The sequence below is a fragment of the Prochlorococcus marinus str. MIT 9107 genome, from assembly GCF_000759855.1.
Taxonomy (GTDB): Bacteria; Cyanobacteriota; Cyanobacteriia; order PCC-6307; family Cyanobiaceae; genus Prochlorococcus_A; species Prochlorococcus_A marinus_N.
In genome coordinates, this window is sequence record NZ_JNAI01000009.1 from 34,728 (window position 1) to 50,200 (window position 15,473).

The window sequence follows — 15,473 nt, forward strand, 5'->3', positions numbered from 1 at the left end:
AGGTTTTTATTCTTTTACACCTTCAATTTTATCTTCAACCTCTTGGTATAGTTCTTTTAATTGTTCTATATTTTCGTCTGACGTTTCCCAATATCCTCTACCATTAACTTCTAGTAAGGTTCCCACTATTCTTCTAAAACTATTGGGATTTAAATCCATTAGTCTTTTCCTCATCTCTTCGTCATTTATAAATGTTTCATTTGTTTCTTCATAAACAAAATTATCAACTTGACCGCTTGTAGCACTCCATCCAAGGGTGTAATTAAGTCTGTTAGAAAGCTCTCTTACTCCCTCATAACCAGATTTGAGCATGCCTTCATACCATTTGGGATTTAGAAGTTTAGTTCTTGAGTCCAATCTAATAGTCTCTCCAAGTGTCCTGACTTGAGCATTGGAAGTAGTAGTATCTGCTATGAAGCTACTTGGTTCTTTGCCGTCATCTCTTAGAGTTTTAATTAATTTTGTTGGATCTGAATCAAAATAATGACTTACATCTGTTAGGGAAATTTCTGAAGAATCAAGGTTTTGAAATGTAACGTCCGCTGTTTTCATGACAGATTCAAATACTTCTCTTTTTTGATTCATTTCACCTGGATTATCAGCATTGAAAGCATATGTCTTGCGAGATAAATACATTTCTTGTAATTCATTTTCTTCCTCCCATGTTGAATTTTCTACGGCTAAATTAACATTCGAACTGTAGCTGCCACTTGCATTAGAGAATACTCTCGCAGAGGCTTCTCTGATTGAAGTACCTTCTTTGTTTGCTTGTTCTAATGAATGTTTCCTTACAAAATTTGACTCCAAAGACTCATCTGCCTCGGCGGCTAATTTGACTGCCTGATCTATTAATGCCATTTGATTGATAAATAAATCTCTAAATACACCAGAACAGTTAACTACCACATCTATTCTTGGTCTTCCTAATTCTTCTAATGGGATTAATTCTAATTTGTTTATTCTTCCTACAGAGTCTGGTTTTGGTTTTACCCCTACAAACCATAAGATTTGCGCTAGGGATTCTCCATAAGTTTTAATGTTGTCTGTTCCCCATAAAACGCATGCAATTGTTTCAGGCCAAGTACCTTGCTCTTCCTTTTGTCTTTCTATTAATTTGTCGACAACTGATTTTGCGGCAGCCACTGCTGCTGTAGTAGGAATTGACTGAGGATCTAGTGCATGTATGTTTTTACCACTAGGCAAAACACCTGGATTTCTTATGGGATCTCCTCCTGGTCCTGGCAAAACATAATTCCCATCTAATGCTTTAATGAGGCTATCCATTTCTTTATCTGCGCAGACCTGTTCCAAGCAGAAAAGTAAATAATCAAATAATTTATTTAATTCTTTCTGATTTACTTCATTAAAACCATTTAATCTACAAACTCTCAGCCATGGAGTGGGGAGATTTATGCCAAATACTTTAAGAAAGTCAAAAAGTTTAGAAAGGAGTGATTTTTCTAAATAGACTCTACCATCAACAATTTTCAAGGAGTTAACCATTGCAAATATTGTTCCTCTTGCTGTCTTTATGATTTTTTCATTTAACTCTACAAATTTAAGTTCACCTTTATTATTACCTTCATAAATTTGATCGATAGTAAGATCTATTGATTCTGCAAGTAGTCCAGGGAGAGATCTTAACCCCTCTTGTTCTCTTTCTAAAGATGCGATGTTTACAAGGGTTGCTACAGCTTCTTCAGCAGTTGGAGCTTCTCCGATTGTATGAAGACCACATGGTAATAATCTACTCTCTATTTCCATCAACTGTTTATAGATATTACCAACAAATAGATCTCTTTCATCTAGAGATAGTTCTTCTACTTTTTTTGAAGGGAGCTCAACATCTTTATCAAGATTACATTGCTTAGAAGTTTCAACTATTGCATTAACAATTTGAATACCTCTACTGCTTTCTCTTAGTTGTTGATAGGAACCAACAAGCTCACTTAGTTCTTTTAGCCCTTTGTAGAGTCCCGCATTTTCTGCTGGAGGAGTCAAATAGCTAATAGTTGAAGCGTAACCTCTTCTTTTTGCGATTGTTGCTTCGGAAGGATTATTCGCCGCATAATAATACAAATTAGGTAATGATCCAATAAGAGAATCTGGATAGCATGTTTCACTCATACCCATCTGTTTGCCGGGCATAAATTCTAGTGAACCATGAGTTCCAAAATGAAGAACAGCATCAGCGCCCCATATTTTTTCTACATAAGTGTAATATGCAGCAAAACCATGATGAGGACTTGCACTCCTTGAATAGAGTAATCTCATTGGATCACCTTCATAACCGAATGTAGGTTGTACTCCTATAAAAACATTTCCAAAATGCTTTCCATAGATAATTAGATTCTGTCCATCACTATTAAGATTCCCAGGCGGTTTGCCCCAATTCTCTTCAAGTCTTTGTGAATATGGTGTGAACTCTTCGTATTCTTTTACTGACATCTTATGAGCAATATTTAACTCTGGAGAACCATCCATTGCTTCAGGGTTATTAATTACTTTTTCCATTAATTCTTTTGAATTACTTGGAAGTCCATCTATTTGATACCCTTTTGCTTTCATTTCAAGAAGTACTCTGTAAATTGAACCAAAAACATTCAAGTATGCAGCCGTACCAACATTTCCCTTGTCTGGAGGAAAACTAAAAACTGTGATAGCTAATTTTTTATCTTTTCTTTGTTTTACTCGTAATGTTGACCATTTTATGGCTCTTTCAGCGATTACATCTACTCGATCTTGGAGTGTGTGTGCTTTACCTGTTGCATCGTCGCGACCTGAGAGAATGATAGGTTCAATCGCACCATCCAGCTCTGGAATCGCAATTTGTAGCGCCACCTGAACTGGGTGTAATCCTAAGTCGCTATCTTCCCATTCTTGAGTGGTTTGGAAAACTAATGGAAGTGCAACCATATAAGGTCTGTTTAGCCTTTTTAGAGCATCAATAGCTTTAGGATGGTCTTGTCTTGCTGGGCCTCCAACGAGTGCAAATCCAGTTAAAGAGACAACTCCATCTACAATAGGTATATCTTTATTAATTGAGTCATAATAAAATTCATTGACTGGTTTAGAAAAGTCTAAACCTCCACAGAAAATAGGAAGTACTCTAGCTCCTCTATATTCTAACTCTTGAATAACAGCGACATAGTGAGCATCATCTCCGGTAACGATATGGCTCCTTTGAAGCACTAGTCCTATCGTTGGTGTTTTGTCATCTTTAGGGATTATATCCTTCCTGTTATTTTCCCAATTTTGATATTCTTTAAGACTCTCAAACATGCAAGGAGCTAAAGGATGCCAAATTCCTAAATCTGGGAAGGTTTCAGGATCTTGTATCTTGAATTCTTCTATTTGATCTTTGATGTTATCTGAAACTGCATATTTTTCCGAGATCATTAACAGGAAGTTTTTTAAATTCTCAGAAGTCCCACCTAACCAGTACTGAAAGCTCAGAATGAATGTTCTTGCATCTTGAGCTTTTTCTACTGGTAAATATTTTAGAATTGACGGTAGCGTATTTAAGAGTTTTAACATTGAATCTTGGAAGCTTGCTCCATCAGATTCTTTTTTCTTCTTTATTAAATCACCAATAATACTTTTAGATTGTCCAAGTTGAGCCATACTAAATGAACCTAACTTATTTAATCTCATTACCTCTGGCATTGAGGGAAAGATAATTGATGCTTTAAGTTTTTCTTTGTATGGAGAAACTGCATCAACTACTTTTTGTGCAAGATCTTCAATAAAAATCAGGGAAGCAACAAATATGTCTGCATTTGCTATGTCAGATTTAAAATCTTCAAAATTACTTTCATTTCTAAGTTCTTCAATAAGATAGCCGCTAAGGTCGATACCTATTGGGCCGTTCATTTTATTTATTGACTTTGCAGCTTCCGTTAAGGAATTTTGGTATTGTGGCTCAAGGACAACATAAACTGCTTTTATTACAACTTTATGTTTGTTATCCTCAACAGGAGATACTCTGCGGTTTGCTGAGCGGACCTGCGTAAACATTGATTTTCTTTAAGTATTTCTACCAGACTACGAATGAAAAGACGTTATTGTGTGCAATATAAATAGCGTGTAACAACCTTTAAAAAAAATTTTTTAACAAAAATGATTGAAAACTCTAAAAAAACTATACCAGTACTAGTATCCGGAGCTTTAGGAAGGATGGGAACCGAAGTTGTGAATACTGTATTAAATTCAAAAGATTGTGAACTTGTTGCTGCTATTGACATTAATGAAAAGAATAATGGGTCAAATATTTCTGAATTATTGAAGGTAAAACAATGTGATGTTTTTGTGTCGAATGATTTAGAAGGTACTTTATGTTCTGTTAGTCAAAATTACAGAAATGAAATTAACAAACCAATCATGGTTGATTTTACTCATCCTGATTCCGTTTATGAAAACACCAGATCAGCTATCGCATATGGTATCTCACCAGTTGTAGGAACTACAGGTCTTACTCCTTCTCAGATAAAAGACTTGTCTGTTTTTGCTCAGAAAGCATCTGTTGGTTGTGCGATAATTCCTAATTTTTCAGTAGGAATGGTTCTTCTCCAGCAGGCAGCATCTGTAGCTGCAAGGTTTTATGAAAACATTGAATTAATAGAGATGCACCATAATCAAAAAGCAGATTCCCCTAGCGGAACATGTTTAAAAACTGCAGAAATGATTGAAGAATACCCAAAGAAATTTAATCAGAAACTAGTAAAAGAGTTTGAGTCATTGAAGGGTGTGAGAGGAGGGGTTAGAGATTCGGGGATAAATATACATTCGGTACGATTGCCAGGATTATTAGCACATCAGTTAGTGATTATGGGATCCCCTGGTGAAACTTATACAATTAAGCATGACACTATTGATAGAAAGGCTTATATGCCCGGAGTTTTACAAGTTATTAAAAAAATAGGAAATTATCAATCATTAGTTTATGGACTTGAAAAATTGATTTTTTAAAATGCTAATTCCAATTAATTCAAATCAAATTTCAAAACTTATTCCTGCAGTTGGTACTGGGAGTCAATTTAAATATGCTTTGGGTAACCCCAGAAAAATTCTTCAAAGAGTAATAGTTTCGTCAATTGGAGGATTTATCTCATTAATTATTAGTTCAACTGGAGATCAAACAAATAATTTTTGGTTATTGCTTTGCGTTGCTTTCTTTTTATATATCATCTGGGGCCCAATTCTTGAATCAAGTAGAAAAAATTTGCAAATAAGAAAATATAAATTTTTTTCTATATTTGATGGTTACGTCTCAGATATCTACAAAACAGAAAAGATTGAAAGTTCAAGAGAACAATCTAATAGGCAAGGACGATTAGAGGTGATCGAGAATAAAAGGACTTGGTTAGTACTTGAATTAGAAGATGAAGATGGTTATTTAGAAAAATTATGTTTTCCGATGGAAAATAAGCATAGTCAAATTAAAGTGGGCTCTTCAATAAGATGTTTATTGACATCTAATAATCGTAATTTTGATAGAGATTTTTCTTTAACCGATGCTTGGTTGCCAGAAAGTAATTTATGGGTTGGTGAGTATCCCTATTTATTAAGACCAGCATTTGAGGAAATTTGCTATATTTGTATCAATAGATAGATGATATCTATAATCTCTGATGAAAAGTAAATTCAATTTTAAAATTGTTGGCTCAGGTCCAACAGGTTTACTACTTTCAATTGCACTTTCAAAATTTGATTGTAATATTTTTTTAACTGATTTATTACCAAAAGATAGATTAATTGATAAGGACAAAACTTATGCAATTACTCATTCAACAAGAAAAATATTATCTAAATTTAGTCTTTGGGAAAAATTAGAACCATATTTATTTGGCTTCGATACCCTTTCAATATCAGACAGCGTTACTTCTTCCGTGACAAACTTAACAATTTCAGATTTAGATGATGATATAAGTTCAGTTTCAAATATTGGTTGGGTAGTTAAACATTCAGATCTTATAAGTGTTTTTTTTCAAGAGATTGATAATTACGACAATATATTTTTTATGACACCACAAAACTTATTAAATACAAAAATATTATTTGATTACCAATTCTTTTCTACAGGAGCAAATTCTCTAGATAAAAAATTGTTTAATTTTTTTGATATAAAAAAATCTTATAATCAGTCCTGTTTAACTTTTAAGATTTCTCTTAGAGGTAATTGTGAAAAGCGTGCTTACGAAATTTTTAGAGAAGAAGGCCCTCTTGCTTTATTGCCATTAGAGAAAAACCTATATCAAGTGATTTGGACTTCCAGTACACTAAAATCTATTGAAAGATTAAATTCTGACAAGAATTTTTTAATGGATAATTTATCAACTATTCTCCCTATTGAATTTAAGATAGATCAAATAATAGGTGAATTAAATATATTTCCTGTTTCTTTATCAATGAAGTTTCCTTTTTTTGATTTTAAAAAAATTGTTTTTGTTGGAGATTCATTTCACACATTTCATCCAGTAGGTGGTCAAGGCCTCAATAGTTGCTGGAGAGATGTTAATGCTATTTTTGATCTTTTTAATAAAAATACCGTCATAACAAAAATTCAATTGAATTTATTTAAATTTAAATTTTTTACTAGCAGATTTTTAGACATTTTTTTTACTATGCTCATAACTGACTCTTTGATTTCGATTTTTGCAAATAGAAACCTTTTTTTATTTCCAATAAGAAAATTATCGTTTTTACTTTTAAATAATTTTCTTTTCATAAGAAAATTAATCCTTAATCAAATGACTAAATCTATTATTTATTCAAGAATTAAATAAAACTTATGAATAATTATTTGTCTAGAAAAATGATAATTTATTTACTTAATGAAATTGGATTAGATGAGTCATCTATTGAACTTGGTCTAAAATTATCAATAAAAAATAAAACCACATTACCAATATTTTTATGGAGTTATGGAATGCTAACTATTGAAGAACTTGATAAGTTATATTCATTTTTATTTCAAAAAATGGATTAATTATTCTGTTATAGTTTAAAAATAGCGAAATAAAGAACAATTACTGTTTTAACTAAAGGAAATCAGGTAAAAAGGCAATCTGTAGAAAAGCTTGATTTATTATTATTAATCCTAGAAACCATAGATTTAAATGGTATCCAATCCCTTTACTCTTTATCAAATAAACTAAAATTGAATGATGTTTTGCCAAATAAAATTACTATTTGGAAACTAAGGAATAATAATCCTTTGAGAAAATCTTATATGAATAACAATATTAAATTAGAGGAATTTGATGCCTTAATTAAAATTACTGTTGAAATGTCTAGATATTTATATCCCTATATGAGAGAGATACTTCAATCTAAAGAAGATCCTGAACAGAATTCAGTTATTTGGAATGATTTTAATCAAAGATTCATAGAATTAATTAATGAGAGGTTTAATTTGCATAGTGTGAGAGTTAAAAAGCTTTTAAATCTTACTGTTAATGATGAGATTCTCATAAAATCATTGCTTACATTATCCCTTTGTATCTCTAATCAGGGTTATCAAAAGTTGAAGAACTTTTTATTCAATTATTAATTATGATTCAGAACAGATTATTATTTCATCAATCTTCAGTTACTCTTGAAATAATTGGATTGCCAGATTTTTCAAATAATGAATATCAAGATCAAATATCAATAATTTCACAATGGAAATTAACCATAATTGATAAACCACTTATTGAAGGGAAACTTGAACATTTAGGGCCAATTATGGATGCATTTTATATTTATTCAAATCTCCTAATAAATAACGAAACTCCTATATATGAGTCCAAATTGATTGATATAAAGGCTGACAATCTCTACATACATAATATTGTTCTCAAGAGTTCAAAGCCAGATGTTAAACCACTAATTATAAAGATTGGCAATTCATTGTTATCAGATACCATAAATTGCTTTGATCAGTTAAATGAATCTTCAAAAGTTAGAATAAAAAAATCTTCTTTTATTAATAATATTCCTAAAAAAATAAGATTTGGGTTAACTAAATTTAAAATTTTAAATTTCTTTCTGCCACCGATTATTTCAATTTGTTCTTTAATTCTATTCTCTTCTACTTTTATTTATTTTTATAATCCTATTAATGATAAAGAAAAAAATGAATTAATAAATACAAAATAAAGACCTCGTAGCATCTTAAATATAAACACGATAGTATAGGGTAATTTTCTTTTTAGAATAATTATTAATTTATTCTTTTAATTTTGATTTATGGCAGATTTAAAAATCCCTAAATTAAATATGAATTCTGATAAATATATTTTTAAAAAAAATTTAACTTTAAGAAGAAAATCTAATAAAAGACTTTTTATTGAATCTGTATTTATGTTTATTTTGAGTCTTTTTTTGGTTTATCTAAATTATTTAATACCTAATAAGATTTTGCTTTTACAAAAAGTACCAACTACTTTATTTAAATCTTTTGTGTTACTTATTGATCTCTTTTCAAATCTCTACGAAATATTTTTAGTGATTTTTATTTTTATTTCTTCAGTTATCACCTTTATTTTATTAATAGGATCCTTTTATAGAATATTTAGAATTATAAATAGAAAACAAAGGTTAAAAAAAATCTATAAATAATTTTAAATAGGCTGCATTAGTCCGCCGCTTCCTGAATCTGAATCATCATCATCGTTTTCAGCTTCCGCTCCAAATAATGCGTAAATACCAAGAGCAATGGATGACAAAATAATTGAAAAGGGTAAAATCGAATTTTGAATTCCAATATCTATATATTCACCCATGAAAAAGAAAAAATTTTTATAAACCTAACCGAAAATAAACTATTTCGCGGATTTTAAATTATTATTTAATAATTTATTCCTTTTTAATTAAATGATCTTTGTCAAAATTATCTATTTCTTTTACAAATAAACCAAACCAAAACATTAATTGATCAATTTGATTTTGAATCTCAGTAACTCCTAATCCCCTTATCGTTATTATAGAAAATTGTTCTCCTTCATCAAAATTAAATTTATTTTGTACACTGATTGGTAATGAATTTTTAAGTATTTTAAAAGTAGATTTTTTTAATTTTGTTTCTATTAGGATATTTGGTTTTTTAAGTTTGATTTTGTTAAAAGCACATTTTTTAGCGAGAAGCTTTAGTTTCATTAACATAATTAACGACTCCACAGATTTTGGCAAAGTTCCATATCTATTCACCCAGTCTGTAGCTAATTCAGTTAGTTCATTGTTATTAGAACATTCAGTAACAGATTTGTAAGCGTCAAGCTTTTCTTCCCTGTTTAATATCCATAATGCAGGTATAAATGCATTTATTGGGAGATCAATTTGAGTATCATTAACTTCGGGTATTTCTTGTCCACTAATTTCTGAAATAGCCTCATGAAGCATTTCAATGTATAAATCATATCCTATAGCATTAACCTTTCCACTTTGTTCTTCTCCTAGTAAACTTCCAACTCCTCTTATTTCCATATCTTTCATTGCAAGTTGATATCCACTTCCTAGTTCAGAAAAATCTTTTATAGCTTTCAATCTTAGTTTTGCAGCATCATTTATTTTATTTATATTTGGATAAAATAACCAAGCGTATGCTTGTACTCCACTTCTACCAACTCTTCCTCTTAGTTGATAGAGTTGTGAAAGTCCAAATTTGTGAGAATCTTCAATAATAATTGTATTTACTTTAGGGATGTCTAATCCACTTTCAATTATCGTTGTGCATATCATTAAATCTACATCTCCATTATTAAAAGCAATCATTGCATTCTCAAGCTCTGTTTCGTTCATTTGCCCATGAGCAACAATATATTTTAAGCTGGGAAACATATTTTTTAATTTGTTTACAGCTTGATCAATATCAGAAATTCTTGGAAGAACATAAAATATTTGGCCTCCCCTATCAAGTTCTTGATTAATTGCAGTTCTTATAACATCCATATCTATTTCAGATAAATATGTTTTTATTGATCTTCTTGATGGAGGAGGAGTATTTAGTAAGCTCATTTGTCTAAGTCCAGATAAGCTCATATAAAGAGTTCTTGGAATTGGAGTTGCCGAGAGAGTTAAAACGTCTATGTTGGTTTTGAATTTTTTTATTTTCTCCTTTTGTCTTACTCCAAATCTTTGTTCTTCATCTATAACTAGTAGTCCTAAATTTTTTATCTCTACTTCTTTCCCTAATATTTGGTGAGTTGCGACTACTAAATCAATTTTGTTATTTTTCAAACCAGCATAGATTTCCTTTCTCTCATTTACGGTTTTGAATCTATTGAGTAATGAAACTTTTATTGGGTAAGGTGAAAATCTATTATTTATTGTTCTCCAATGTTGCTGAGCTAGTATTGTTGTGGGTGCCAGTAATATTACCTGTTTGCCTGATGTAATAGCCTTAAAAATAGCCCTAACAGCGACTTCTGTTTTACCAAACCCTACATCTCCACAAACTAGCCTGTCCATTGGCTTATCGTTTTCCATATCAGATTTTATTTCTTTTACAGCAGTAATTTGATCAGGTGTAGGTTGATAAGGGAATGATTCCTCTAATTCAACTTGCCAAGGCCCATCTTCTGGGTATATGTGGCCCTTTAATTTTTCTCTCTTTGCATAAAGTTTTAATATATCGACAGCAACTTTTTTGATTTGTTTCTTATGTTTATCTTTTATTCTTTCCCATTCTGTCCCTCCTAATTTATTTATTTTCGGTTTTATTTTTCCGCTTGATCTATATCTGTTAACACTACCAAGTTGATCAGCGGCAACACTTATCTTCCCATCTTGATACTGAATGACTAAATAATCTCTTGAATCTCCAGTTAAATTAATTTTTTCTATTTTTAAAAATTTTCCTATTCCATGATTTTTATGAACTATAAAATCACCGGGACTAATTTTATTCACATTTATATTTGAGTTGACACTTCTTCTTTTTCTTCTTATGAATACATTATTAAAAAGAGATTGTTGAGAAAATAATTCTTTGTCTGTTATTAGGACAACTTTCCATATTGGAAGATAAAAACCCTCGATTTCATAATTGTTCCTGTTTTTTATAATTAAAGGAGTTGAATTATTAATTGACTTAAATGCTTCATCAATATCATTAGGATTTTCTAAGAAGTTTGTATTACATTCGTGCTCAAAAAGTAAAGTCCTAGTTCTCAATGGCTGTGCTGATAATATCCATACTTTTTCTTTGTTTTTTATATTTTTATTTATATCGTTGGATAATTTTCCTATATTTTTAGAATATGAATTTATTCTTTTATCGTTTAACAAAAACCTATTATTAATATTGACTTTAGATTCAAATTCATACAATTTTATTAAATTTAAATTGCCCAGTGAATTTAATATTTCCTCAAATTTTGAATGCAAATTAGGCTTAGCCTCTAAATTAATATAATTATTGTTAAGGTTCTCATTTATTTCATAAGCACAATTATCAAAATTACTTTCTGAATCTAGATACCAATTATTCGCAAATTTTTTACAATCTTCTAATTCATCAATTACAAGAATTGTTTCCTTATCAATAAAATCTATTATATTTGAGGGTTCTTTTTCAATTATTCCTAAATACCGATCTAGATTATTTTTATTTATATCTTCTGAATTAAAAGTACTGTTCTTAGATAAATTATTTAACTTATTTTTTATAAGTAAATCAAATCCAGCCTGTATTATTTCAATATTATTAATACTTTCTAATGTTTTTTGTGTGTATGGATCATATTCTCTTATTTTCTCAATTACATTATCAAAAAATTCTAATCTTATTGGAAATTCATTATTGACAGGATATATATCTATTATTTCCCCTCTTCTACTCCAGAATCCTTCTGTTGAAGTTACATTTTCCTTTGTATAACCCAGCAACGATAGTTTATTTGCTAATTCTTGAATCTCAATTTGAACCCCTTTTTGCAAATCTAACTTGTTTTCAATTAAAAAGTTCTTATTTATTAGATGAGGTTGTAGTGATCTCTCTGTTGATATAACAATATTAAGTTCCTTTTTCTCTTTTTTTAATAATTTGGATAAAACAGTAAGCTGACTAAATTCAATCTCTTTGGATTTATTTATAGATGCGTATGGTAGATGCTCTGTTGGAGGATAATATAAAACTTCTTTATCATTTATACTCTCAAAATAACCAATCCATTTGTATGCAATTTCTACATTAGGACAGATTAATAATATATTTTTTTCCTCTTTTTTTGCTATGCTATCTAAGATTATTGATTTTGCATATCTACTTGAACCAACAATATTTAATTCTTTATTTTTTGAATTTCTTTTTATTAATTCAGAAGTAATTTGTGAGTTAGAAATATAATTAACTAAAGTATTTAAACTCATTTATAGTTATCAATCTTGATTACAAATATCCGATACATTATATTAGATTTTATACTGTTTGTGAATAATATTTGATGGATTCAGCCGCAATAAATTCCTTTATACCCACACTAGATCAGGTAGACAGTTGGTACGAAATCTTTACACTTTTACCAATATTAATTGCTCTAGAATTATTATTGTCGGCTGATAATGCAGTTGCACTAGCTTCTCTTACTAAATCCCTCGACAGTTCAGAATTAAGGTCAAGAGCTTTAAATATTGGGATAACAATATCTTTAATATTTAGAATTATTCTCATCATATTATCTAATTTTCTTCTCAAGTTTATTCTTATTAGGGTTTTCGCTGGTTTATATTTAGTATATTTGTTCATTTCAAATGTTTTTTTAAATTCAGATATAGAAAACGCTGAAAATAGCACAGATAATAATAAAAATAATTTTCGGTTCTTAAAGGTAGTAGCACTTCTTTCAATTACTGATTTTGCATTTTCCATAGACAGTATCACTACTGCAGTAGCTATAAGCGAGCAATATATATTAATTATATTTGGAGCAGTAATTGGGGTATTAGCCTTAAGGTTTACATCAGGGATATTTCTAAAACTTCTGTATATATTTTCAAGATTAGAAACAGCCGGTTACATAGCAATTTTAATTGTTGGGATTAAGCTTTTACTAAATACATTAATTAAAGAGTATATTCTTCCAGACTATTATTTTTATATTTTTATTCTTTTTGCTTTCATTTGGGGATTCTCTAAAAAAGAATCTAAAACTTAATCTGAGAGATATTCACCTACTGTTGGCTTTAACTGTTGTATCAGTTGATTTTTGCTAGTTATATTTTTGCCTTCAAGTTTTACTTCTAACAAAATAATCGGATCAGTTTTAGTTGAAATTATTATTCCTTCATTTTCTATGACAGCAAGAATAATTCCTGGTTTTGAATAATTGCTCATGAAAAGGTATTTTTTATTTTTAATTTCATGAGTACTCAAAACTTTGATTTTAATTATTTTTAGGTTCTTACCTCTAAAAGTTGTATTTGCTCGTGGAAATAATGCTTTTATTTTTTGAGAAATTTTAAACGACTCACTACTCCAGTCCACTTTATAGTCTGATTTCTCAATCATTCTTGCGTAAGTAATTTCTCTTCCAAGTGTATTTTGTTTTTTTAATTGAGAATTAATATTTTTATTAATATTTTCTTCGAGTAAAGATGTAGCTTTTAAAAATAATTTTGCAGATAAAATACTAAGTTTTTTTGAAAGTGTATTTAAATTATCGTTATTGTCGATTTTAATTTTTTCTTCCGATAATAAGTCGCCAGTATCTAGTCCCTCGTTCATTTTTATAATTCCTACTCCAGTAAATTCATCTCCTTTCATTAGGGACCATTGGATTGGAGCAGCACCACGCCATCTTGGAAGTAATGAGGCGTGTGCATTCCAACAACCAAGTTTTGGGATTTCTAATATTTCTTTTGGTAAGATTTTTCCATAAGCTATGACAATAAATAAATCACAAGATAATGATTTAAGTTCATTTATAAAAGGTATATTTCCCCTTATTGTCTCTGGAGTATAAATTTTAATAGATTCATTCTTAGCAAAAGTTTTAACAGGTGAAGAAATTAGTTTATTTCCTCTAGATCTTTTCTTGTCTGGTTGGCTAACTACTGCAATTACATCGTGCTTAGATTTATTCAAAATATCAAGGCTCGCAAGTGAATATTCAGGTGTTCCCCAAAATACAATCCTCACGAGTCACCAGTTATTGATAATTCATGTACCCATACATGTGGTGAAATCCCACTAGTTGTTAATTCCTGGTTTGATTCAATATTTATTATATTTTTCAACAGGTACTTAATATCACCTGCTACAGTAGCAGATTCTATAGAAACTTTATTTCCGTTTTTATAAAGCCATCCATCAAAGGGGAGAGAGAATGAACCTTGACTTGCTCTTACTCCCGCATGAATTGCATTTAATTCTTCAATATAAACAAATTCTCCATCGTAATTAGAGTGGTCTAATGATGTTTTTAAATCGTAGTTCCCCTTAGATTTCTCAACTACGATCCAATCAGGAGATACGGAGACTTTTGATCCAAGTCCAGCGTGGCCAGTAGGAATTGTTTTAAATATTCTCGCGGTTGACTCAGAATGTAGGAAATTTTCTATTTTCCCTTTATTAATTAAACATAGTCTTTTGGTAGGGGTTCCTTCTCCATCAAATGGTGCTGAAGAAATATTCTTTTCATGAAGGCCATCATCATAAATATTAAGAGCTTCTGTAGATATTCTCTCCCCAATAGAATTTTTATTGGATAAGCTCACCCCATCTAAAATGCTTCTAGCATTAAACATTGAGCTGAAGGCATTAATGATAGTTAAAAAAGATTCTGGAGAAAAACAAATTAGATATTTATCAGTTTTAATTGATGAATAATTTAAATGAGAAATAGTTTTATTTGATGCCTCTTTAATACAAGATTCAATATCTATATCCTCAACTCCGTATCCAAGTTTGACAGCTCCTGAGCTACGAGGTTTCTTATCTTTCTCTTCTGCTCTTGCATATAAATATAAGGCAGCATGACTATTACTATAACTTCGAAAAGCGCCATCACTATTAGCATACACTCTCTCAAAAAAACTCTCTGATAAACCGTTATATGGAATAGATTTTATGGATTCGTGACTTTCTATTAGTTTTAATTCAGCTTCTCTCAAAAGGATAAGTAATTTTTGTATTCCAACAGGATTTCTTTTCCTAACTTCTTTAGTGTTAATAGGATCCCTTGCTAGTGGTGAAAATTCGGTGCTTTCATTCTTATTGCCAAAATCGGAAGCTATATTTGCTTTGTTTAGAGCCTTTTTAATACCAGATTCACTAACATCGCTTGTTGTAGTAATCCCAACTAGATTGGATTTGTTCCAAACTCTTATAGTTAAAACCTGTTTTTGTGAGGCCTTAAGTTGTTTGGCTTCGCCTTTATCTACTTGTACTGAATAATCATTTGAAAAGCTTGCACCATAATCCCATTTTTTAAGATTTAAAAAATCTGCAGCTTTAGAGATTTGAGTAGTTATTTCTCTTGCATTCATAA

12 protein-coding genes are annotated in these 15,473 nt (G+C 30.1%); 7 read left to right on the forward strand and 5 right to left on the reverse strand.

Annotated elements, in window-relative coordinates:
• Positions 1-6: 6 nt before the first annotated feature.
• Positions 7-4,017 (reverse strand): magnesium chelatase subunit H, encoded by a 4,011-nt coding sequence (locus EU92_RS03080; RefSeq protein ID WP_032514431.1) that lies wholly within the window; start codon positions 4,015-4,017, stop codon positions 7-9.
• 102 nt (positions 4,018-4,119) lie between these two features.
• On the opposite strand from EU92_RS03080, the gene dapB reads away from it, so the two are divergent.
• From dapB to EU92_RS0109135, 6 genes are read left to right on the forward strand one after another with little or no spacing between them, the layout of a single operon-like run.
• Positions 4,120-4,968, forward strand: a complete 849-nt coding sequence (dapB, locus tag EU92_RS03075; protein ID WP_032514429.1) for a 4-hydroxy-tetrahydrodipicolinate reductase — start codon at positions 4,120-4,122, stop codon at positions 4,966-4,968.
• 1 nt (position 4,969) lies between these two features.
• Positions 4,970-5,611, forward strand: a complete 642-nt coding sequence (locus tag EU92_RS03070; protein WP_032514428.1) for a hypothetical protein — start codon at positions 4,970-4,972, stop codon at positions 5,609-5,611.
• Between the two features lie 19 nt (positions 5,612-5,630).
• A complete protein-coding gene (locus EU92_RS03065) occupies positions 5,631-6,785 on the forward strand; it encodes a 2-octaprenyl-6-methoxyphenol 4-monooxygenase (protein ID WP_032514426.1) in 1,155 nt (384 codons plus the stop codon).
• A 5-nt stretch (positions 6,786-6,790) separates the two neighbouring features.
• On the forward strand, positions 6,791-6,988 hold the full coding sequence (locus EU92_RS03060) for a DUF2949 domain-containing protein (RefSeq protein ID WP_032514425.1): 198 nt from the start codon (positions 6,791-6,793) through the stop codon (positions 6,986-6,988).
• 39 nt (positions 6,989-7,027) lie between these two features.
• On the forward strand, positions 7,028-7,552 hold the full coding sequence (locus EU92_RS09560) for a DUF3038 domain-containing protein (protein ID WP_072013188.1): 525 nt from the start codon (positions 7,028-7,030) through the stop codon (positions 7,550-7,552).
• Between the two features lie 2 nt (positions 7,553-7,554).
• The gene (locus EU92_RS0109135; RefSeq protein ID WP_193741773.1) at positions 7,555-8,142 is read left to right on the forward strand and encodes a DUF4335 domain-containing protein; all 588 of its coding nucleotides are present in this window, start codon (positions 7,555-7,557) and stop codon (positions 8,140-8,142) included.
• A gap of 464 nt (positions 8,143-8,606) precedes the next feature.
• Here the strand turns inward: EU92_RS0109135 and EU92_RS09960 are convergent, their stop codons facing one another.
• Positions 8,607-8,768 carry a hypothetical protein gene (locus EU92_RS09960; RefSeq protein ID WP_193741772.1) on the reverse strand — a complete coding sequence of 54 codons (162 nt, stop codon included), beginning with the start codon at positions 8,766-8,768 and terminating at the stop codon, positions 8,607-8,609.
• A gap of 73 nt (positions 8,769-8,841) precedes the next feature.
• Positions 8,842-12,354, reverse strand: coding sequence for a transcription-repair coupling factor (mfd, locus tag EU92_RS0109140; protein ID WP_032514422.1), 3,513 nt, complete (start codon positions 12,352-12,354; stop codon positions 8,842-8,844).
• 74 nt (positions 12,355-12,428) lie between these two features.
• On the opposite strand from mfd, the gene EU92_RS0109145 reads away from it, so the two are divergent.
• On the forward strand, positions 12,429-13,139 hold the full coding sequence (locus EU92_RS0109145) for a TerC family protein (protein ID WP_032514421.1): 711 nt from the start codon (positions 12,429-12,431) through the stop codon (positions 13,137-13,139).
• Here the strand turns inward: EU92_RS0109145 and fmt are convergent.
• The gene (gene fmt / locus EU92_RS0109150) at positions 13,136-14,122 is read right to left on the reverse strand and encodes a methionyl-tRNA formyltransferase (protein ID WP_032514420.1); all 987 of its coding nucleotides are present in this window, start codon (positions 14,120-14,122) and stop codon (positions 13,136-13,138) included. The two genes, EU92_RS0109145 and fmt, sit on opposite strands and share 4 nt — an antisense overlap.
• Positions 14,119-15,471, reverse strand: coding sequence for a TldD/PmbA family protein (locus EU92_RS03050; protein WP_032514419.1), 1,353 nt, complete (start codon positions 15,469-15,471; stop codon positions 14,119-14,121). Before EU92_RS03050 ends, fmt begins: the two co-directional genes overlap by 4 nt.
• Between the last annotated feature and the right edge of the window lie 2 nt (positions 15,472-15,473).